Origin of the sequence: Defluviitalea raffinosedens, from assembly GCF_016908775.1 — a bacterium.
Lineage (GTDB): Bacteria > Bacillota > Clostridia > Lachnospirales > Defluviitaleaceae > Defluviitalea > Defluviitalea raffinosedens.
Genome location: NZ_JAFBEP010000001.1, coordinates 326,686 through 348,070, shown reverse-complemented (window position 1 = coordinate 348,070; position 21,385 = coordinate 326,686). Strand labels below are relative to the sequence as shown.

General features: G+C 37.5%; 20 protein-coding genes and 1 riboswitch. All 20 genes read left to right on the top strand.

Annotated elements, in window-relative coordinates; genetic code table 11:
- Positions 1 to 212: 212 nt before the first annotated feature.
- Positions 213 to 1,487 (top strand): adenylosuccinate synthase, encoded by a 1,275-nt coding sequence (locus JOD07_RS01725; protein ID WP_158741074.1) that lies wholly within the window; start codon positions 213 to 215, stop codon positions 1,485 to 1,487.
- A 138-nt stretch (positions 1,488 to 1,625) separates the two neighbouring features.
- Positions 1,626 to 2,105 (top strand): TM2 domain-containing protein, encoded by a 480-nt coding sequence (locus JOD07_RS15310; RefSeq protein WP_243144609.1) that lies wholly within the window; start codon positions 1,626 to 1,628, stop codon positions 2,103 to 2,105.
- Positions 2,106 to 2,249: 144 nt separating this feature from the next.
- The gene (trxB, locus tag JOD07_RS01715) at positions 2,250 to 3,161 is read left to right on the top strand and encodes a thioredoxin-disulfide reductase (RefSeq protein ID WP_158741072.1); all 912 of its coding nucleotides are present in this window, start codon (positions 2,250 to 2,252) and stop codon (positions 3,159 to 3,161) included.
- 84 nt (positions 3,162 to 3,245) lie between these two features.
- Entirely contained in the window at positions 3,246 to 3,878 is a 633-nt protein-coding gene (locus tag JOD07_RS01710; protein WP_158741070.1) for an NAD(P)-dependent oxidoreductase, read from the top strand.
- Between the two features lie 252 nt (positions 3,879 to 4,130).
- Positions 4,131 to 5,834, top strand: coding sequence for a glycosyl hydrolase family 18 protein (locus tag JOD07_RS01705; RefSeq protein WP_204611779.1), 1,704 nt, complete (start codon positions 4,131 to 4,133; stop codon positions 5,832 to 5,834).
- A 64-nt stretch (positions 5,835 to 5,898) separates the two neighbouring features.
- A complete protein-coding gene (gene cwlD, locus JOD07_RS01700) occupies positions 5,899 to 6,597 on the top strand; it encodes an N-acetylmuramoyl-L-alanine amidase CwlD (protein WP_158741066.1) in 699 nt (232 codons plus the stop codon).
- Between the two features lie 110 nt (positions 6,598 to 6,707).
- Positions 6,708 to 6,848 (top strand): hypothetical protein, encoded by a 141-nt coding sequence (locus tag JOD07_RS01695; protein WP_204611777.1) that lies wholly within the window; start codon positions 6,708 to 6,710, stop codon positions 6,846 to 6,848.
- A gap of 315 nt (positions 6,849 to 7,163) precedes the next feature.
- Positions 7,164 to 8,549: an anthranilate synthase component I gene (gene trpE, locus JOD07_RS01690; protein WP_243429200.1), complete on the top strand. Its 1,386-nt coding sequence runs from the start codon at positions 7,164 to 7,166 to the stop codon at positions 8,547 to 8,549.
- Between the two features lie 9 nt (positions 8,550 to 8,558).
- Positions 8,559 to 9,137, top strand: a complete 579-nt coding sequence (locus JOD07_RS01685; RefSeq protein ID WP_158741062.1) for an anthranilate synthase component II — start codon at positions 8,559 to 8,561, stop codon at positions 9,135 to 9,137.
- The gene (gene trpD / locus JOD07_RS01680; protein ID WP_158741060.1) at positions 9,131 to 10,147 is read left to right on the top strand and encodes an anthranilate phosphoribosyltransferase; all 1,017 of its coding nucleotides are present in this window, start codon (positions 9,131 to 9,133) and stop codon (positions 10,145 to 10,147) included. The genes JOD07_RS01685 and trpD overlap by 7 nt, the downstream gene beginning before the upstream one ends.
- Positions 10,144 to 10,923 carry an indole-3-glycerol phosphate synthase TrpC gene (gene trpC, locus JOD07_RS01675; RefSeq protein WP_158741058.1) on the top strand — a complete coding sequence of 260 codons (780 nt, stop codon included), beginning with the start codon at positions 10,144 to 10,146 and terminating at the stop codon, positions 10,921 to 10,923. Before trpD ends, trpC begins: the two co-directional genes overlap by 4 nt.
- The gene (locus JOD07_RS01670) at positions 10,913 to 11,521 is read left to right on the top strand and encodes a phosphoribosylanthranilate isomerase (protein WP_207756734.1); all 609 of its coding nucleotides are present in this window, start codon (positions 10,913 to 10,915) and stop codon (positions 11,519 to 11,521) included. The genes trpC and JOD07_RS01670 overlap by 11 nt, the downstream gene beginning before the upstream one ends.
- Positions 11,508 to 12,701 carry a tryptophan synthase subunit beta gene (gene trpB / locus JOD07_RS01665; protein WP_180322464.1) on the top strand — a complete coding sequence of 398 codons (1,194 nt, stop codon included), beginning with the start codon at positions 11,508 to 11,510 and terminating at the stop codon, positions 12,699 to 12,701. Before JOD07_RS01670 ends, trpB begins: the two co-directional genes overlap by 14 nt.
- The gene (gene trpA / locus JOD07_RS01660) at positions 12,694 to 13,473 is read left to right on the top strand and encodes a tryptophan synthase subunit alpha (protein ID WP_158741057.1); all 780 of its coding nucleotides are present in this window, start codon (positions 12,694 to 12,696) and stop codon (positions 13,471 to 13,473) included. Before trpB ends, trpA begins: the two co-directional genes overlap by 8 nt.
- A gap of 102 nt (positions 13,474 to 13,575) precedes the next feature.
- A riboswitch (SAM riboswitch) is annotated at positions 13,576 to 13,700 on the top strand.
- A gap of 74 nt (positions 13,701 to 13,774) precedes the next feature.
- Positions 13,775 to 15,052: a homocysteine synthase gene (locus JOD07_RS01655; RefSeq protein WP_204611773.1), complete on the top strand. Its 1,278-nt coding sequence runs from the start codon at positions 13,775 to 13,777 to the stop codon at positions 15,050 to 15,052.
- Between the two features lie 277 nt (positions 15,053 to 15,329).
- Positions 15,330 to 16,220 carry an SPL family radical SAM protein gene (locus tag JOD07_RS01650; protein WP_158741053.1) on the top strand — a complete coding sequence of 297 codons (891 nt, stop codon included), beginning with the start codon at positions 15,330 to 15,332 and terminating at the stop codon, positions 16,218 to 16,220.
- Between the two features lie 163 nt (positions 16,221 to 16,383).
- Complete coding sequence (locus JOD07_RS01645) at positions 16,384 to 17,022, top strand: HAD family hydrolase (protein ID WP_158741051.1); 639 nt, start codon at positions 16,384 to 16,386, stop codon at positions 17,020 to 17,022.
- Positions 17,023 to 17,331: 309 nt separating this feature from the next.
- Positions 17,332 to 19,629: a glycoside hydrolase family 65 protein gene (locus JOD07_RS01640; RefSeq protein WP_158741049.1), complete on the top strand. Its 2,298-nt coding sequence runs from the start codon at positions 17,332 to 17,334 to the stop codon at positions 19,627 to 19,629.
- Between the two features lie 24 nt (positions 19,630 to 19,653).
- A complete protein-coding gene (pgmB, locus tag JOD07_RS01635; protein WP_158741047.1) occupies positions 19,654 to 20,301 on the top strand; it encodes a beta-phosphoglucomutase in 648 nt (215 codons plus the stop codon).
- Between the two features lie 72 nt (positions 20,302 to 20,373).
- A complete protein-coding gene (locus tag JOD07_RS01630) occupies positions 20,374 to 21,381 on the top strand; it encodes a LacI family DNA-binding transcriptional regulator (RefSeq protein ID WP_158741045.1) in 1,008 nt (335 codons plus the stop codon).
- Positions 21,382 to 21,385 lie beyond the last annotated feature (4 nt).

The window sequence follows — 21,385 nt, the reverse complement described above, 5'->3', positions numbered from 1 at the left end:
TATATCGATGTTGGGGCAAAATGTAAAGAGGTGAATAATGTAACTTAAAATGCGAACATTTAGATGAAATGTACCGAAAATATTCGAATACATATTGATTTTGGATGCCATTTCTGTTATCCTTAGAAAGGACTGTATAAAGCAGAGAGTTTGAAGCTGCGTTTTTTTATGTTTACATAATGAAGTAAAGGATTTTAGGAAGGGGTGGTTTTATGCCAGCTAAAGTAGTCATTGGAGCTCAATGGGGTGACGAAGGTAAAGCAAAAATCATTGATATATTATCTCAACAGGCAGACATGGTGGTACGTTCTCAGGGAGGAAACAATGCAGGTCATACAGTAGCAGTCAATGGTGAAGTTTATAAATTTCACCTTGTGCCTTCAGGTATACTTTATCCGGGAACAGTTTGCATCGTAGGCAATGGAGTTGTAGTAGACCCTCAGGGGATTTTAGAAGAAATAGATATGCTGACAAGTAAAGGAGTTTCTGTTTCAAATTTAAAAATTGACTTAAGGGCACATGTAGTAATGCCTTATCATAAAGCTTTAGACGGCATTAAAGAAAAACACAGAGGGCAGGACGACATCGGTACAACCAAAAAAGGCATAGGCCCTTGCTATATGGATAAAGCTGAACGTTCAGGAATTCGTATGTGCGACTTTTTCTATCCGGAAGTTTTTGAAAAGAAAGTTCGCGAAAATGTAAGGATTAAAAATGCCATTATATCTAAAGTATATGAAAGCGACGAAGTTTTTGATGCCGATGAAATCATCAGAGAATATAAAATGTACGGCGAAAGACTAAAGCCCTTTTTAGCTGATACAACAGTGCTGATCTATGAAGCGATTAAAGCGGGCAAAAACGTACTCTTTGAAGGTGCACAGGGTACTCTTTTAGATATAGATTTAGGAACTTATCCATATGTTACATCCTCTCATCCGATTACTGGAGGAGTTTGTGTCGGAGCAGGCATAGGTCCTACAATGATTGACGAATGTATTGGCGTTATGAAGGGCTATGTTACAAGAGTCGGAAAAGGACCTTTTCCTACGGAACTTTTTGATGAAACCGGGAACAGAATCAGAGAAGTAGGTGGAGAATACGGTACGACTACAGGCAGACCAAGACGTTGTGGCTGGTTTGATGCGGTAATTGGCAGATTTGCCGTAAGAACGAGCGGACTTACAGCTATTGCTTTAAATAAAATAGATGTATTATCCAATCTTCCAACCATCAAGATTTGTACTGCTTATAAAAAGGGAGACGAAATTTTAACAGAGTTCCCCGCAAGTTTAGAGGACTTAAAACAATGTGAACCGATTTATGAAGAATTGGAAGGATGGGGAGACATCAGTCATATTAGAAAATATGAAGATTTTCCTGAATCCGTTAAAAAATACATTGCCAGAGTAGAAGAACTTTGCGGTGCTAAAGTTACTATGATAGGTGTAGGACCAGAAAGAGAGCAAAATATATATAGAGACTAAATCAATAGGGACGGTTCTTATTGGCTTTAACCAAAAAGAACCGTCCCTATTGATTTTCCTGTTAATTAACTCACTATTTACTTATTGTATTTACTGGTGTAAAATAAAAATAAAGTATGTTTATGGGAGGTAAGCCAATTGAATTGTTACGTTCATCTACAAAAGGAAGCGGTAGGTACGTGTGTAGGCTGCGGAAAATTCATATGTGAAGAATGTAATACTGAAATTTCAGGGAAAAATTACTGCAAGAAATGTATAAGTGAATTGATTAATGAGAATAAGAAAAAAATAGAAAAGTTAGAGGAGAACACAAGACAACAGCCGATGGTGTTTATGAATGCAGGAGGAGGAGCATCTTCAAGCAGTTCTTCTTCATCTGGAGGAAATATAGGCAGATTGGTGCCGACTAAGAGCAAATTGGTTGCCGGGTTATTGGCAATATTCTTTGGAGGTTTAGGTATTCATAAATTTTATTTGGGTAGGCTAGGTACTGGGATTTTGTATTTAATTTTTTGCTGGACATGTATACCCTTTATAATAGGATTTATTGAGGGAATTATTTATTTATGTACCAGCGAGGAAGTGTTTGCTGCAAAATATGGTGGGAGATACATATAAATCCCCAAAATCAGCAGGGGCGGTTCTTTTGATTGAAATTAAAAAGGACCGTCCCTGCTATTTTTGCCATTCTAATGCAGTATAAAATAGGATATAATTTATAAGAATATATGTAGAGTTTTATCCTTATAAAGGAGTGATACCATGTATGATATGATTATTATCGGTGCAGGGCCAGCAGGCATGGCTGCAGCAATTTATGCCGGCAGAGCAAAGCTTAATGCCATTATGTTTGAAAAGGAGTTTCCGGGAGGACAGGTAACCAAAACTTATGAGGTAGCCAATTATCCTGGGATCGCTGATGTCATAGGACCGGATCTTGCTCTTAAAATGCAGGCCCATGCGAAGGAATATGGAATAGAGCCCATCGTTGAAGAGGTTATAGAAATAGATGTAAATGATAAAATTAAAAAAGTAAAAACGAATAAAAATACATACGAAGCCAGGACGCTTTTATTAGGAATGGGGGCTACATGGAGAGAACTTGGGGTTCCGGGAGAAAAGAAATTAAAAGCAAGGGGAGTTTCCTACTGTGCCACCTGTGACGGTGCTTTTTTTAACGGAAAAAATACAGTGGTAGTCGGAGGAGGCAACACAGGAGTAGAAGATGCGATTTTGCTCGCTAAATTTTCTCCTAAAGTGTATGTGATTCAAGATCTTCCTCAGCTTACAGCTCAAAAAATTCTGCAAGACACATTATTCTCTCTGGACAATGTCGAAGTTTTTACCAATCATCAGGTTCTGGAAATCTTGGGAGAAGACAGCGTCCAGGGTATTAAAATTAAAAACAAAGAAACAGGAGAACAAAGGGTGCTGGATGTAGAAGGCGTATTTGTTGCCGTTGGAATGACCCCTAACTCAGAGCTGGTAAAAGGAAAGGTTGAAATCAATGAGTGGGGATATATCAAGGCCAATGAAAATTGCGAAACCAATATTCCCGGAGTATATGCCATAGGTGATATACGGGATAAGAAACTCAGACAAATCATTACTGCTACAGCAGACGGAGCTATAGCTGTTTCTGCAGCGGAAAAATATATCTTAGAAAATCCGTAAAATTAAATCTATATTTTTTAGCGGATATGATATTCCTTTTTAATTGAGATTAATATACATACTGAATTTTAGGAGGAATCAATAATGAAGATTGGCATTATTGCTGCGACAGGTAAAGCAGGGAATCTTATATTAAAAGAGGCCCTTAACCGTGGCCATGATGTTACTGCCATTGTAAGAAATAAAGCTAAATTGGAAGATCAAAATGTTAAAGTTATAGAAAAAGATATTTTTGAACTTACAAAGGAAGATTTAAGACAGTTTGATGTGGTTGTAAATGCCTTTGGGGCCCCAATGGGGCAGGAAGAAAAACACGTTCAGGCAGGCCGGGTACTGATTGATGGGTTAAAAGGAAGTAATACAAGGCTGATTGTGGTAGGCGGGGCAGGAAGTCTTTATCTGGATGATTCCCATACTACATTGGTAGTAGAAACTTTACCGGAATTCGTTCATCCAACAGCTAAAGCACAACTGCAAAATTTAGAAGAATTAAGGCAAACCTCCCAGCTTAAATGGACATTCATCAGTCCGCCTATGTCTTTCGTACCGGAAGGAAAAAGAACAGGAAAATTCAAAAAAGGAAAAGACCAATTGATTTATAATTCAAAAGGGGAGAGTTATATCAGTTATGCAGACTTTGCCATTGCTGTAGTGGATGAAATTGAAAATCCAAAACATATCAATGAACGGTTTACTGTTGCCGGTGAAGCAGAGTAAATTAATAAGGAATATTATAAAAATCGAAGTTTTTTGGAATAAACACCAGAAAGTCTTCGATTTTTTTATTTTATAGGAAATCCTTAAGGATTTCCTATAAAATAAATGAGCAAAAATGTTATATTCATTTCTACCCTTCCAATGTATTCATATAAATAATGTCGATTTCTATGATATAATAAGGAAACAGACAATATAATATCGAACTGCCTTTATTGAGTGTGGTATAGATATATTTCAAGGGGGGTTATAATGGCAAGGAAGAAGAAAAGGAAAAAAGGATTTAAGTTTTTACTAGGGTTTATAGGTATATTATTTGCTGCATTTATGATCAAAATTTATATGCCGAATTTTACAGTGGTTCCTGCTTATAAGATGTTTTCAGGTTTTGGCCAGGAAGAGACGGGAGTTGTTCTTGGGAAAGAGATCATAGTGATGGAATACGGACCTCAAGTCATTGAGGGAGAAATTTTTCTTCCTTTTGATTTTGCCAAACAGTATATAGATCCTTATTTATTTTGGGATGAAGAAGCCGAAAAACTAACCATTACAACACAGAACAAGGTTATCAGAATGCAAACTGATGCGTTAACTTATTATGTTAATCAGGAGCCGCTGACACTTAATATGCCCTTAAGGAAATTCGGAGATATGGCATATATTCCCTTTTCATTTTTAAAGAATTTATTTAATGTTGAAGCATGTTATAACGAAGAAAATAATATTGTAATTATGGATTATACCACAGAAATTAAAACCACGGGAGAAATCCTCTCAAAGAATGCCCCAATCCGTTATGAAGCCAATATCAAAAGCCCGATTTTAAAGAAATTAATCCAGGGAGATAAGGTGAGAATATTTGAAGAGAGTGAGGATTGGCTGCTTGTTAGAAGTGAAGATGGTGTAATCGGTTATATGGCTAAAAAGCATATAGGAAATGTAGAAGAAATGGAAGGGCAGCCTGTGGCACAGGAAGAAGAAAAGCCTTCCTGGAAGCCTGTAAAGGGGAAAATTAATCTGGTGTGGGATCAGGTTTTTAAAGTGGAAAGCAGTGAAGTACCTTCAAAATTTGAACCAATCAAGGGATTGGATGTTCTATCCCCCAGTTGGTTTGAAATAGAAAATGAAAAAGGTGATTTAAAAAATATTGCCAGCGAAAAATATGTTAACTGGGCTCACAGTAAAGGTTATCAGGTATGGGGCATGATTACCAATCCTTTTAATGATCCGGACCTGACCCATAAGGTTTTAAAAGATACCAACAGCAGAGAAAATATTATAAAGCAGCTTCTGGCATTTTCTTCTTTATATAATTTGGATGGTATCAATATTGATTTTGAAAGCCTAAAACAAGAAACAGGAGAATATTATCTCCAATTTATAAGGGAGCTGGCGCCTCTTTTAAAAGAGCAGGGACTGGTGGTATCCGTTGATATGTATGTCCCATCCGGTTGGACGCGGCATTACAACCGTTCGGAAGTGGGGAAAGTCGTAGATTATATCATGGTGATGGCTTATGATGAGCATTGGAGTACATCTCCAACCAGTGGCTCAGTTGCTTCCATTGGCTGGGTTGAGCAGGGAATAAAAAATACACTTGAGGAAGTACCAGCGGAAAAAGTCTTGCTTGGATTACCATATTACACAAGATTATGGGAGGAAGAAGAAGTAGACGGAGAGATCAAAGTCTCTTCCAAGGCCTATGGAATGAGCAGGGGAGAAAGTATCTTAAAAGAAAGGGATATAGAACCTCAGTGGCTCGATGAAATAGGACAATACTATGGAGAATTCAAAGAAGACCATAAAACCTATAAAATTTGGCTGGAAGAAGAGCGCTCTATAGAAGAAAAAGTGAAACTCGTTAACAAATACAATCTGGCCGGGGTTGCAGGCTGGAAGCGAGGACTGGAAAAGAAAGAGATATGGGATATTTTGTTCAAATACCTTAAGGAATAACAGTCATATATCTTCTTATTGAGAATAAAATAGTTAGCAAAGAGAAGATATATGAGGTGAACCCATGGATTTCTGGACCAAAAGGCCAAAAATATATGTAGGAATCGGAATGCTTCTGGTGTTGCTTTTGGGGTATAATATTTATTCCAATCGGACAGTAAGCACCTTTGCCTTGCCAACAGCAAAAAGGGTCATCGTGATTGATCCGGGCCATGGGGGCTTTGACCCAGGCAGGGTAGGCACTAACGGTGCTGATGAAAAAGATATTAATCTTGCCATCGCCCTAAAGCTTCAGGCTTACCTTGAACAAAGCGGGGCATACGTTGTTATTACCAGAAATGCCGATGAAGGTTTAAACCAAAAGGGAGACCCTAAACCAAAAAGCGCTGACATGAGAAGGAGAAAAGAACTCATCAATCAAAGTGAAGGAGATGTCCTTATCAGTATCCATCAAAACAGCTTTCCTGAATCTAAATATAAAGGGGCACAGGTTTTTTATCATGGGCATTCGGAAGAAGGAAAGATGTTGGCAGAATCTATTCAAAAGGCTTTAAAGGAATTTGTTGATCCTACCAATAAAAGAGAAGCCAAGGCCAATACGGATTACTATGTATTAAGAACCACCAATATACCGGCGGTTATTGTGGAATGTGGATTTTTATCAAATCCTGAAGAAGAAGCTAATTTAAATAATGAAACCTATCAGGAAAAAGTTGCATGGGCTATTTATGTGGGAATTGTAGAATATTTTAAAAATCTTTAAATTTCTTCTTTACAAACTGGGAATAATTGAATATAATATATCAAAAAAGGAAAAATCAATGACTGGAAAGAGTACTTTTAGGTCTTTTATCCCAGCGAGCCGGCGGTGGTGTGAGGTCCGGTATAAAAACCTTTAAGGAATGGTTCCAGGAGATGCTAGGTGAAATGCAAAAAGTAGCCGATGCCGGGGCCTCCCGTTACAGAGGTAAGATATCGAGCACAAGCTCCGTATCGGATATGCAGGATACTTAAATGTATTGGGTGGCAGTATAAGACATTTTTCCCAAAGGATGAATGTCTTTTTTTATTTTAAAAATATAAAAGTCCCTCATACATTTAAGTCAAGTCAATTTGAGTGGCATAGCGAAGTAGCCCTTCGTCTCAAGTTTTGAGACGAAGGGTTTTTTTATTACATAGGAAATCCTTAAGGATTTCCTATGTAATAAAAAATTCTGGGTAGGATGCACACTCGTGGGTATTGGATTTTGTCGGCTTGCTGACTGGGTGTGGTGAAAGAGTTTTGATGGCGAAACTCTTCGTGTTTTGAAATAAGAAGGAGGGATGATGATGGAATTAAAGCTGTATTTAAAAAGCTTAGAAGGAGATACCAAGACGCCTATTACTTTATTTAAAAATTATGTAGGAAAAGAAAAAGGATTTTTATTGGAAAGCAGAGATGAAGGAAAGGGAAGATACTCTTTTATTGCAAGAAACCCCTTTGCAGAACTACAAGGAAAAGGGGAGGGAATCATCATCAGAGAAGGCAGCCAGGTTACCATAAAACAGGGCAATATCATGGAAGCTGTAAGAGCATATATGTCAAAATTCACTGTTAAAAATCACAGTTCTATTCCTTTCATAGGCGGAGGGGTAGGGACTGTAGGGTACGATATCGTAAGACAGTTTGAAAAACTTCCGAGTCCCAATAAAGATACCATCCAGGTTCCCGATGTACATCTGATGTTTGCCAAAGAAATGATTGCCTATGACCATTTTCATCAACAGATTTTTATCATGGTGCTGGAAGAAGATACTGAAGACGGAGAAAAAAGGGCGGAAAGCAAAATGAAGCTTATAGAAGAAGCCATCAAAAAAGATGAACCCTTGGAACCAAGTGCAGAATTTATCCCTTCTTTCAGAAATCTAACCAGTAATATGACAAAAGAAGAATATATGCAAAAAGTTGAAAAGGCTAAGGTGTACATCAAAGAAGGAGATATTTTCCAGGTAGTTCTTTCTAAAAGATGGATTCTGGAAACAGATGAAGATGCTTTTAATCTTTATAGAAAGCTTAGAAGGGTTAACCCTTCACTATATCTTTTTTATCTGAACTTTGGGGAGTATCAGGTGGCAGGCAGTTCTCCGGAGATGCTGGTAGAGTTAAGAAAAGATAAGGTGTATACCTGTCCCATTGCCGGTACAAGAAAACGGGGAAAAGACGAAAAAGAAGATGAAATTCTAGCGGAGGATCTTTTAAGCGATGAAAAAGAATGCGCAGAACATGTGATGCTGGTGGATCTCGCCAGAAACGATATGGGAAGAATTGCAGAGGTTGACACGGTAAAGGTTACAGAATTTATGAAAGTTCATTACTATTCCCACGTTATGCATCTTGTATCTTTGGTAGAAGGAATTAAGAAAAAAGAAGAAGATGCCTTTTCAGTTCTCCAATCTTTTCTTCCTGCAGGTACTTTATCCGGGGCACCCAAAATCCGTGCCATGGAAATTATAGATGAGCTGGAAGAAGAAAAACGGGGTATTTACGGAGGCGCTGTGGGATACTTTGGTTTTGATGGAGATATGGATATGTGTATTGCCATCCGTACTATGGTTGCAAAAGACGGAAAAGTATATATGCAGGCAGGAGCAGGAATTGTGGCGGATTCCGATCCTGAAAAGGAAAACGAAGAATGTGAGAACAAAGTAAAAGCGCTGCTTATGGCAGTGGAATAGGAGGGTATTATGGTTTTATTAATCGATAATTATGACTCCTTTACATATAATTTGTATCAATATATAGGCAAGTACGAAAAAAATATAAAAGTTGTACGAAATGATGAAATCACTATAGAAGAAATAGAAGATTTAAACCCGGACCACATTGTTATATCTCCGGGACCTAAAAGCCCAAAAGAAGCAGGTATCTGTATCGAAGTTATAAAACATTTCCATGATAAAATCCCTATTCTTGGCATTTGCCTTGGCCATCAGTGTATAGGGGCAGCTTTTGGAGCGGAAATTACCTATGCCAAGCAGCTTGTTCATGGCAAGGCATCAAAGATCTTCCATAAGGGCATTGGTGTTTTCAGTGGCATTGAAAATCCTATGCAGGGGGCAAGGTACCATTCTCTGGCTGTTCGCCTGGATACTATTCCTGATTGCTTTGAAATCGCGGCAATGACTGAAGACGAAGAAGTGATGAGCATTATTCATAAAGAGTATCCCTTGATTGGACTTCAGTTTCATCCTGAATCTATTTACACGCCTGATGGCATCAAAATTATAAAGAAATTTTTAGAAAAGGAGAGGGTTATATGTTAAAAGAAGCAATTGAAGCCATTATACAGGGAAGACATCTGTCGGAAGATGAAATGATGAGTGCTATGGAATGTATTATGGATGGAGAAGCCTCTCCGGCTTTGATTGGAAGCTTTCTTACAGCTCTTAAGATGAAAGGGGAAACCCCGGATGAAATCACCGGAGGAGCTAAAGTTATGAAAAGAAAGGCAGAAAAGATTAATTTAGAGGATTTGTATACTCTGGATACCTGTGGAACAGGAGGGGACAGTGCAGGAACTTTCAACATCTCAACAGCCGTGGCATTTGTGGCAGCTGCTGCCGGTATTCCTGTAGTTAAACATGGGAACCGTTCCGTATCCAGTAAAAGCGGCAGTGCAGATGTGTTGGAAGCTTTGGGAGTAAATATTTCTCTTATGCCCAAGCAGGTAGAGGAATGTGTAAAGACCCAAAATATAGGTTTTCTCTTTGCTCCGACCTTTCATAAAGCTATGAAACATGCCGCTGGTCCGAGAAAGGAACTGGGGTTTAGAACTATCTTTAATATCCTGGGGCCCTTAACCAATCCGGCCAATGCAAAGGCTCAAGTTCTGGGCGTATTTGATGAACACTTAACAGAACCCATAGCAAAAGTGCTGCTTAATTTAGGAGTAGAACATGCGATGGTTGTCCATGGGATGGATGGACTGGATGAGATGACTATAACTCAAAAAACGAAAGTAACTGAGGTTCTGCATAATGAAATTAAGACCTATTATATATCTCCCGAAGATTTTGGTATTACAAGATGCCAAAAAGAAGATTTACAAGGGGGAGATGCCAAGGAAAATGCAGAGATTATTAAAAACCTTTTCCAGGGAGCCAAAGGACCTAAACGGGATATCCTTCTTTTAAACAGTGGAGCTGCCCTTTATGTTGGAAGAAAGGCAAAGTCCTTAGAAGAAGGTATGGAGATCGCCAGAGAATTAATTGATGGAGGATATGCCCAAAGGAAACTGGATGAATTTGCAGAGTATACAAGGAGGCTGGCATGATACTGGATCGTATTGTTGAACAGAAAAAAGAGACCTTAAAAGAGTTAAAGAAAACTATTAATATACCTTTGCTGGAGGATGTCATAAAGCACACCAAAACTCCTCCTTCTTTTTATCAGGCTATGGCAAAGCCAGGGCTATCGATTATCGGAGAGATCAAAAAGGCCTCTCCTTCAAAAGGGGTCATAAAGGAAGACTTTAACCCCAAAGCATTGGCAAAGGAATATGAGACCTGTGTGGATGCAGTTTCTGTGTTAACGGAAGAAAAATTCTTCCTGGGTGATGCCAGATTCTTAAAGGAAATCCACGAAGAGATTGACTTACCTTTACTGAGAAAGGACTTTATCATCGATCCTATCCAAATTTATGAAGCAAGGGCTCTGGGAGCCAGCTGTGTTCTTTTGATCGTAGCCATATTAGAGGACAGTCAGCTAAGAGAACTGGTAAATATAAGCCATTCCCTTTATATGGACACCTTAATTGAAGTTCATGATGAACATGAACTGGCAAGAGCCTTAAAAACCAATGGAGAAATTATAGGTATTAACAACAGAAACTTAAAAGACTTCAGTATAGATCTTCAAACCACCATAAATCTCAGAAAAGAAATACCGGAGGATAAGATTGTTATCAGTGAAAGTGGAATCTTTGATAAAGGAGACATTTTTAAACTTAAAAAATCCAATATCCATGGCATTCTCGTCGGAGAGAGCTTTATGAGATCAGAAAATATAAGGCAAAAAGCAGAGGAGTTCAGAAAGGCATATGATTCCTAAAATTAAAATCTGTGGATTAAAAACTGTTGAGCAAATCAAGATGATCAATCGATATGATGTGGATTATGTGGGCTTTATATTTGCAAAAAGCAAAAGACAAATATCTCCTAATAAGGCAAGAGAGATGAAACTGTATTTAAGAAAAGACATTAAGGCAGTAGGGGTATTTGTAGATACTCCCATAGAAGAAGTAAACGAAATTGTACAATTTTGCAATTTAGATATGGTTCAATTCCACGGGAAGGAAGATAATGACCAGTGTGCCAAAAGCATTGTTCCTGTATGGAAGGCTTTTTCAGTTAAGGATGGGGAAATACTTAAAGCCCTGCCATCCTATCAAAATGTCCAGGGCTTTGTATTTGACAGCAGCAGCGGAGGTTCTGGAAAGACCTTTTCCTGGGATCTGATTAAAGGCATTTCAAAAGATTATTTTACGGTCTTAGCCGGAGGATTAAATGCAGAGAATGTAAGAGAGGCAATAAAGACAGTTTTTCCCCATGTAGTTGATGTAAGTTCTGGTGTGGAAACCAACGGAGAAAAAGATGAAGAGAAAATAAAAGAATTTATTAGAAAGGTGAAAAGTTATGAAATTGGATAGAAAGTTTGGTATATTTGGAGGGCAATATGCTCCCGAAACACTGATGAACCCTTTAAAGGAACTGGAAGAAGCACTTATAGAAGCTTTAGAGGATCAAAGTTTTATGGATGAATATAAGTATTACTTAAAGCAGTATGTAGGTCGTCCCAATCCCCTTTACTATGCTAAGAATCTTACAGAAGAACTGGGAGGGGCTAAGATTTATCTTAAAAGAGAAGATTTAAATCATACAGGAGCTCATAAAATCAACAATGTTATAGGTCAGATTCTGCTTGCAAAACGTATGGGAAAGAAAAAGGTGATTGCAGAAACAGGAGCAGGTCAGCACGGAGTGGCAACAGCCACAGGAGCGGCTTTATTTAATATGGAATGTACAGTATTTATGGGAGAAGAAGATATCAAAAGGCAGAAACTCAATGTGTTCCGAATGGAACTTTTAGGTGCAAAGGTTAGGAGTGTCACCAGCGGTACAAGAACTCTAAAAGATGCAACCAATGAAGCTTTAAGAGAATGGGCAAGAACTGCAGAAGATACTTTTTATGTTGTAGGTTCTGTTGTAGGCCCCCATCCTTATCCTACCATGGTTCGAGAATTTCAAAAGATTATAGGAGAAGAAACCAAAATCCAGATTAAAGAACAGGAAGGAAGATTACCGGATACCATTATCGCCTGTGTTGGAGGAGGAAGTAATTCTATGGGAATCTTCTATCCTTTCCTGGAAGAAAAGGAAGTAGAACTCATTGGTGTAGAAGCAGGAGGCCTTGGCATAGAAACCAAAAAGCATGCGGCTGCCTTTGCAGAAGGAAAGATTGGGGTGATCCACGGCATGAAAACCTATTTACTGCAGGATGATGATGGCAACATCCTTCCAGCCCATTCGATTTCTGCAGGCCTGGATTATCCGGGAACGGGACCTGAACACGCATATCTTTTTGAGACAGGAAGGGCAAAATATGTGTCCATAACCGATGATGAGGCGGTAGAAGCTTTTACCCGTTTGTGCAAAACAGAAGGTATTATCCCAGCCTTAGAAAGTTCTCATGCCATAGCTTATGGCATTAAGCTGGCACCCATGAAAAGTAAAGATGAAATCATCGTGATCAATCTATCCGGAAGAGGGGACAAAGACGTGCAAAGTGTTGCAAATTATCTCGAGAGCAGGGGTGGTTATCATGAATAGAATTCAGGAAAAGCTAGAAGGGCTAAGAAAAGAAAATAAGAAAGCATTAATTACTTATATGACGGCTGGAGATCCAAATATTGAGCAAACAGAAAAGCTCATCTACGCCAAGGAAAGGGGAGGGGCGGATATCATCGAAATAGGTATTCCTTTTTCCGATCCCGTAGCGGATGGACCCGTGATCCAGGCAGCAGCTCAAAGAGCTCTGGAGGCAGGAACCAATCTGGAAAAAATATTTAAGTGTATTGCAAATGTCAGAAAAAACACTCAAATCCCTATAGCATTTTTAGTATATTATAATTCAATTCTGGGTTACGGGGTAGAAAGGTTTATCAGGCAGTGTGAAGAAGTTGGCGTGGACGGCCTGGTTATTCCTGATCTTCCCTTAGAAGAAAGGGAAGAAATCATGCCATACATAAAATCTTTTAACATAGGCCTCATTCCTTTGGTAGCACCTACATCCAAAGACAGAATAAAGGATATTGTTCAGGATGGAGAAGGATTCGTTTATTGCATATCTTCCATGGGTGTTACAGGTATAAGAAGTGAATTCCATAAAAACTTAGAAGAGTTTTTAAAGGATGTAAAAAGCATAGCCCATATTCCTACCGCAGTAGGCTTTGGTTTTTCCTCAAAAGAAGATATTAAAAGATTGCTTCCCTATGTGGACGGCGTAATCGTAGGTTCTGCAATCGTTAAGAAAATTGAAGAAAGTAAAGGCAATGAAAAAGTAATAGAAGAATTTATAAAAGATTTAAAAAGTGCTTATTAAAATGCCTTCAACTTTAAAAATATTATAGAAAATTAAAATTTCTCTTGACAAATTTCTTTTTAATCTTTATAATCCTTATAAAAATTCTATGAATAAAAAAGACTCTTATCCAGAGTGGTGGAGGGACTGGCCCGATGAAACCCGGCAACCGGCATAATTGCAAGGTGCTAAATCCTGCAGTTTCTGCTTTCAAGTTATTTTGAAAGCAAAAATCTGAGAGATAAGGGGAGCAGAGTATTACTCTCCTAATCTTAGGAGAGTTTTTTTGTTTATAAATCAATTTCTGAGAGGAGAATGTATAATGAGTAATAAGCAGTTTAGGTTTGATACCATCCAAGTTCATGGAGGGCAAGAAGTAGATCCCACAACAAAGGCAAGAGCCGTACCTATTTACCAGACCACTTCTTATGTTTTTGACAATGCACAACATGCGGAAGATTTATTTGCACTTAAAGAAAGCGGAAATATCTATACCCGTATTATGAATCCTACCACCGATGTATTTGAAAAAAGGATTGCACAGTTAGAAGGCGGTGTAGGTGCATTGGCGGTAGCTTCCGGTTCAGCGGCAATCACTTATGCAGTGATCAATATTTTAGGTGCTGGAGATGAGCTTGTTGCAGCATCCACCCTATATGGAGGAACTTATAACTTATTTGCCAATACCCTTCCCCGTTACGGAATTACGACACATTTTGTAGATCCAGACGATCCGGAAAATTTCAGAACGGCCATTACGGATAAGACGAAAGCAATTTTTATAGAATCCATTGGAAATCCGGGAATCAATATTATAGACATTGAAGCAGTGGCAAAAATCGCCCATGAAAACAAAATTCCTCTCATTGTAGACAACACTTTTGCAACACCTTATTTGCTAAGACCTTTTGAATATGGAGCAGATATTGTTGTTCATTCTGCAACGAAATTTATTGGCGGGCATGGCACATCTATTGGTGGTGTGATCGTAGATTCCGGAAACTTTGACTGGGAAGCCAGCGGCAAATTCCCAATACTTACTGAGCCGGACAGAAGCTATCATAATATTCAATTTACAAAAGCTGTGGGAAGGCTTGCATATATTACGAAAGCAAGAGTAACCCTTTTAAGAGATACCGGTGCATCCCTTAGTCCATTTAATGCCTTCTTATTCTTACAAGGCCTTGAAACCCTCTCCTTAAGAGTAAGAGCCCATGTTTCCAATACACAAAAAATAGCAGAATTCTTGCAAAGTCATCCGGCTGTTGCTTGGGTAAATTATCCTGGATTGCCAGGCAATAAATACTATGAATTGGCTAAAAAGTATTTCCCAAGAGGAGTAGGTTCCATCTTTACCTTTGGAATCAAAGGAGGAGAAAAGAAAGCTAAGGAATTCATCGACAAGCTTGAGCTCTTCTCAAATTTAGCGAATGTTGCAGATGCTAAATCCTTAGTCATTCATCCTGCAAGTACTACCCATCAGCAATTATCTCCAGAAGAGCAATTAAGTGCAGGGGTTACACCGGATATGATCAGATTATCCATAGGAATAGAAGATGCAGAAGATTTAATTGATGATATCAAGCAAGCGCTGGAATAAAAATAGTTTTAGAAGTTGCTGTAAAGTCATGCAATATTGGCTTTACGGCAATTTTTTTATTGTATAGGAAATTCCCCCGGATTTCCTATACAATAAAAAGCCCTCAATCAAAAAAGATGTTATTATTATAGAAATGTGATATCATTTATACTAGGATATAAAAAGTTTTCTAAGGTTAGATAAGTTATGTGCTCTAATTTGAAGGCATAACTTTGGAATTATTTTTATCTATATTGGTTAATGGAACAATAAAATCTATCATAGGTTGAGGTGGATGATGGCAAATTATAAGGAAATAACCTGTTCTGTTGCCTGCAATAAATTAAAAAGGAAGATGCCCTATTCCTGGGATTTGAATATATACCGAGGGTGTGAACATGGCTGTATATATTGTTATGCAATGTACTCTCATCAGTATTTAGATTCCGAACAGTATTTTGATGATATATATGTAAAGACCAATATTGTAGAGCAGTTGGAACAACAACTGAGCAGTCGTTCCTGGAAAAGAGAAGTTGTTAATATAGGTGGAGTAACGGATAGTTATCAGCCTATAGAAGCACAATATAAGATCATGCCTGAGATCTTAAAATTAATGATTAAATATAAAACTCCCTGTATTATTTCCACAAAGTCAGATTTAATTCTGCGAGATTATAATTTGATTGAAGAACTTGCCCGTATTACCTATGTAAATGTAGCAGCTACTATTACCTGTATGGATGAAGAAATTCGCAGAAAAATAGAATCAAACGGGGTAGATTCTCTAAAAAGATTTGCTATGTTAAAAGAATTTTCAAAAACAAATGCATCCACAGGACTGCACTTTATGCCAATCATCCCCTACATTACGGATACCCGTGAAAATGTTGATTCATTGTATGCCTATGCCAGGGATTCCAGTGTAGATTATGTTCTTCCTGGAACCTTATATTTAAGGGGAAAAACAAGAGAGGTCTTCTTTGATTTTATAAAAAAGGAATTTCCGGATTTGTATGAAGAGCTGACCTTATTATATAAAACCGGCGGTGCAGATAAGGAATATAAGAATAAACTCTATTTGATGGTCAATGAAATAAAGGCAAAATATAATCTTTCAGGCAGCTACTCAAAGCCTATGAAAGAAAAATTAAATCAAGCTGAGAATATACAGTTATCACTTTTTTAAAAAATTATCTGCTATATGCATTATATTTTTGCAAATAGAATAGGAGAAGAATTTATAATAACTATTTGCAAAAAGTAGTTTTTTTATCTAAGATAATATAGTAGTTTGATTTTATTGTTCAGGAGTACATAGATCAAGTTTCTGACAGGAGGTATTAATGATTATGAAAGCATTTATTTTTGACATGGATGGGGTTATTATAGACAGTCAGCCGATTCATTTTGAAGTGGACACCATGATTTTAAAAGACATGGGAGTGGATATAGATCAAAAGGAATTGGAAAAGTATGCCGGCAGGGCTAACGAAGATATATGGTCTACACTTAAAGAAAAATATAATTTAAAGCCGACTGTGCCTGAAATTATAGACCGTTTAGTAAGTAAGAAGGTCCAGATTTTTAGAGAATCAGACATTGGACCGATAGATGGAATTATTGATTTACTTAAGGCATTGCATGAAGCGAAAATCCCTATGGCCGTGGCATCTTCTTCCCCGATAGAATTGATAGAAACCGTTATGGAAAAGTTTAATATCAGACATTATTTTTCTTATATCATTAGCGGAGATGAAGTCCATAAAAGCAAACCGGATCCGGATATTTATCTGACCGCTGCACAAAAAATCCATGTGGAACCAAAGGACTGTGTTGTTTTGGAAGACAGTAAAAACGGTGTCCTGGCTGCAAAGGCTGCAGGTATGAAATGCATAGGATTTCACAATCCTAATTCAGGAGATCAGGATTTGTCTAATGCGGATGTAATCGTTGAAAGCATTAGAGAAGTTATTCAAATGATTAAATAATATCTTTTCTTTTTATTCTCCCAAAGATGTGGGAGATTTTTTATTGCTTGGGGCACTGCTTTGGATTTTTTATGCAATAAAATAAGAATATTTTTCTGTTTGTAAAGAATTAAACTTCGATTTGGCAAGTAGTTGTAGTGATTTATGCAGAAATTGTGCATATCTTGTGGACAAGCCAGAAATACTAAAAGTAATTGTGGATAAAGTTTAGATAAAGCCTGAATCTACTATTGAAATAGGTATTGGATTATGATAAGATATACCAAGGAATGCAAGCGTTTGCACAAAAATTAAATAGGGGGTTGCTTTATGAGTTATAAAAGAATTTTCGAAATCGATGAATGGAAAGTTATTGAAAAAAGTCTCCACAAAGAAGATATGCGACTGGCAGAGAGTATCACATCTTTAGGAAACGGATATATGGGAATGAGAGGTAACTTTGAAGAAAAGTACAGTGGAGACATGCACAGAGGCACATATATTGCAGGAGTATGGTTCCCTGATCCGACTCGAGTAGGATGGTGGAAGAATGGCTATCCCAAATATTTTGGTAAAGTCATTAATGCAACCAATTTTATTGGTATAGATGTTTTCGTTGACGGAGAAGAATTAGACCTTTATAAGACTGAGATAGAAGAATACTACAGAGAATTAGACATGAAAAACGGAATGCTCTACAGACGATTTATTGCCAATATGTCTGGAAAAAGAACTTTGTTTGAAGTTACAAGATTCGTAAGTATCGCCAATAAAGAGCTTTGCCTGATTTCTTATGAAGCTACACCTTTAAATTATGACGGAGAAATCACATTTGTTCCTTATTTAGATGGTGACGTATTCAATGAAGATTCCAATTACAATGAGCAATTCTGGCTGGAAGTTGATCAAGGGATCAGTCCTAAAGAAGGACATTTGATCATGAAAACCAAAGAAAATCCTTTTGGCACCCCAAGATTTACAGTATGCACCAGCATGAGAACAGAAGCTTCTGCAGATTGTGATGTTGAGGTACTTAAAAAGGATAAATATGTAGGCAATAAACTCGTCTTTAAGGCTAAAAAAGATGAGAAGATTCAACTGATTAAATATATTTCAGTAGTGACATCGAGAGATTATGAAGAAACAGCCCTTAAAGATGAAGCTTTTAAAGTTCTGGATGAAGCAGTTAAGGTAGGATTTAACGGATTAAAAGAAAAACATTCCCAGGCATGGCATAAGAGATGGGAAAAAGCAGATGTTGAAATTAAAGGAGATCCGGAAGCACAGCAGGGGATTCGATTCAATCTTTTCCAGATGTTCTCAACTTATTATGGGGACGATCCAAGATTAAATATAGGACCTAAAGGTTTTACAGGAGAAAAATATGGTGGAGCAACTTACTGGGATACGGAAGCTTATGCACTACCCATGTACTTATCCGTTGCAGATCAGGAAGTAGCAAGAAATCTCTTGCTCTATAGATACAATCAGTTAGAAGGTGCATACCACAATGCAAGGCAACAGGGATTAAAAGGTGCCCTATATCCCATGGTTACCTTTACAGGTGTAGAATGTCATAACGAATGGGAAATCACCTTTGAAGAAATTCACCGTAACGGAGCCATCGCTTATGCAATTTATAATTATGTAAATTACACAGGAGATAAAGAATATCTCCACCCTTATGGAATAGATGTTTTAGTAGGTATCTCCAGATTCTGGGCGGACAGAGTACATTACCATAAGAAAAAAGATGTTTACATGATTCATGGGGTAACAGGTCCTAACGAATATGAAAACAATGTCAACAACAACTGGTACACCAATACCATGGCAGCATGGACTCTTTCATACACCCTGAAAGTGATTGATTATCTGAACAGTACCAATAATAATGCACGCCTGAAGGAACTGAATGTAACCGAAGAAGAAAAAGCAAAATGGAAAGAAATTACTGATAAAATGTACTATCCCTATGATGAAGAATTGGGAATATTCGTTCAGCATGATACCTTCTTAGATAAAGACTTAATGACAGTGGATCAGTTATCTCCAGAAGACAGACCTCTTAATCAAAAATGGTCATGGGATAAGATCCTTCGTTCCTGCTTCATTAAACAGGCAGATGTACTGCAAGGACTTTATTTCCTAAACGATCAATTCACTTTCGAAGAAAAGAAAAGGAATTTTGAGTTCTATGAACCTATGACGGTGCATGAATCCAGCTTATCTTCCTGTATTCATTCTATATTGGCAGCAGAACTCAAAATGGAAGAAAAAGCTGTAGAAATGTATAAACGTACTGCGAGACTGGACCTTGATAACTATAACAATGATACAGAAGACGGACTTCATATTACTTCCATGTCCGGAAGCTGGCTTTCTATTGTTCAAGGTTTTGCAGGCATGAGAACATTTAATGAAGAACTGTCTTTCTCACCATTTATTCCTAAAGACTGGGAAAGCTATTCCTTTAAAATCAACTATAGAGACAGACTCATTAAAGTTTTAGTTGATAAGAAAGAGATAAAAATTTCTCTGGAAAAAGGTGAAGCTTTGGACCTCAAGTTATATGGAGAAAAGATCACTTTAAAAGATACTTATCAATGTCCTTTAACACAACGTTAAAGATAAAAAGAAAGGGGGATACTTATGGTAAAAGGTGTAATATTTGATTTGGATGGTGTTATTACAGACACCGCAGGTTATCATTTTTTAGCGTGGTCTCATTTGGCAAAAGAAATAGGAATCGAAATTGATGAAGAATTTAATGAAAAGCTTAAAGGGGTTTCAAGAATGGAATCCCTTGAAGCCATTTTAAAATACGGAAACAAAGAAAACGAATTTACGTGGGAAGAAAAAGAAGCCTTAGCCACCAAGAAAAATGAGCACTATAAAGAATTGATCCAAAACATTTCAAAGAAAGATATCTTGCCGGGCATAGAAGCATTACTAAAAGAGTTAAAAGCAAACAATATAAAAATTGCGCTTGGCTCTGCTTCCAAAAATGCCCCGGTGATCTTAAAACAGCTGGGAATCGAAGAATACTTTGACTACGTAGTAGATGCAAATCAGATTAAAAACAGCAAGCCTGCACCGGACATTTTTATAGATGCTCTTAAAGGCCTTAATCTTAAACCTGAAGAAGCTGTAGGGGTTGAAGATGCAGAAGCCGGAATAGAAGCGATTCATGGGGCCGGAATGGTTGCCATAGGCGTAGGCGTAAATGGTGATGTTAATGTAAATTCCACAGAAGAATTAACTTATGATGTGATTCTTCGTGCCAGCAAAGTATGTTAGTTGCAGAGAGCCATAAAGTCGTGTTATGCTGATAAGGATTTAATATTTTATAAATAGGAAGTGGACTAGTGAATGACTGCTACGATTAAAGATGTTGCTAAAGAGGCGAATGTATCTCCTTCAACCGTGTCAAGGGTAATAGCAGATAATCCTAAAATCAGCGATGCAACTAAAAAAAGAGTTTTAGCGGCTATGGAAAAACTAAACTATCATCCTAATGCCATAGCCAGAAGCTTAGCCAATAAATCTACGAAAACCTTAGGGCTGCTTCTTCCCAATACGGACGAAGACCTATTCAACAATCCATTTTTTACCCAGGTCATGCGTGGTATCAGTATCTATGCGCAAAAAAAGGGATACTACATTATGTACAGCTACAGCAATAATGAAACCCAGGATATAGAATTTATCAAAAGCTACATTCACAGTAAGTGGGTGGATGGGATCATTCTTCTGTCGGCAAGGCAGGAAGATAAATGTATAGAATATCTGAAAAATATTCATTATCCCTTTGTTGTGGTTGGTCGGCCTAAGGACAGCCAAAGTGTCTTATGGGTGGATAATGATAACTTTCAGGCAATGTATAATGTAGTAACATCTTTGATGGAAAGAGGATATAAAGATATTGCTTTTATAGGTGGTCCACAAAGTCTTACTGTTACAAATGACAGACTTAAAGGATATAAAAAAGCCCTTTGGGAACGAGGAATAGAAATTGATGAAAACTATATTCTTACCTCTGAATTTTCTGAGCTTGCAGGTTATGAGGGAGCAAAAAGAATCATAGAATACAAAGTACCCCAGGCAATTGTCACCACTGATGATATTATAGCCTTTGGCGTACTTAAGGCTATAAAAGAAAAAAATATGCAGAAAATAGCTGTCATAGGGTTTAACAATACTTTTCTTGCACCTTATCAATCTCCAAGCCTTTCATCGGTAGATATCAATGCAGAGCAAATAGGTTATCAGGCGGCTAAACTTTTGATCGACAGCTTAGAAGATAAAGAAGGAAATAATAAACCGACATATTATATCGTAGATACCAAATTTATCGAAAGAGAATCTACACAATTATAAAAAA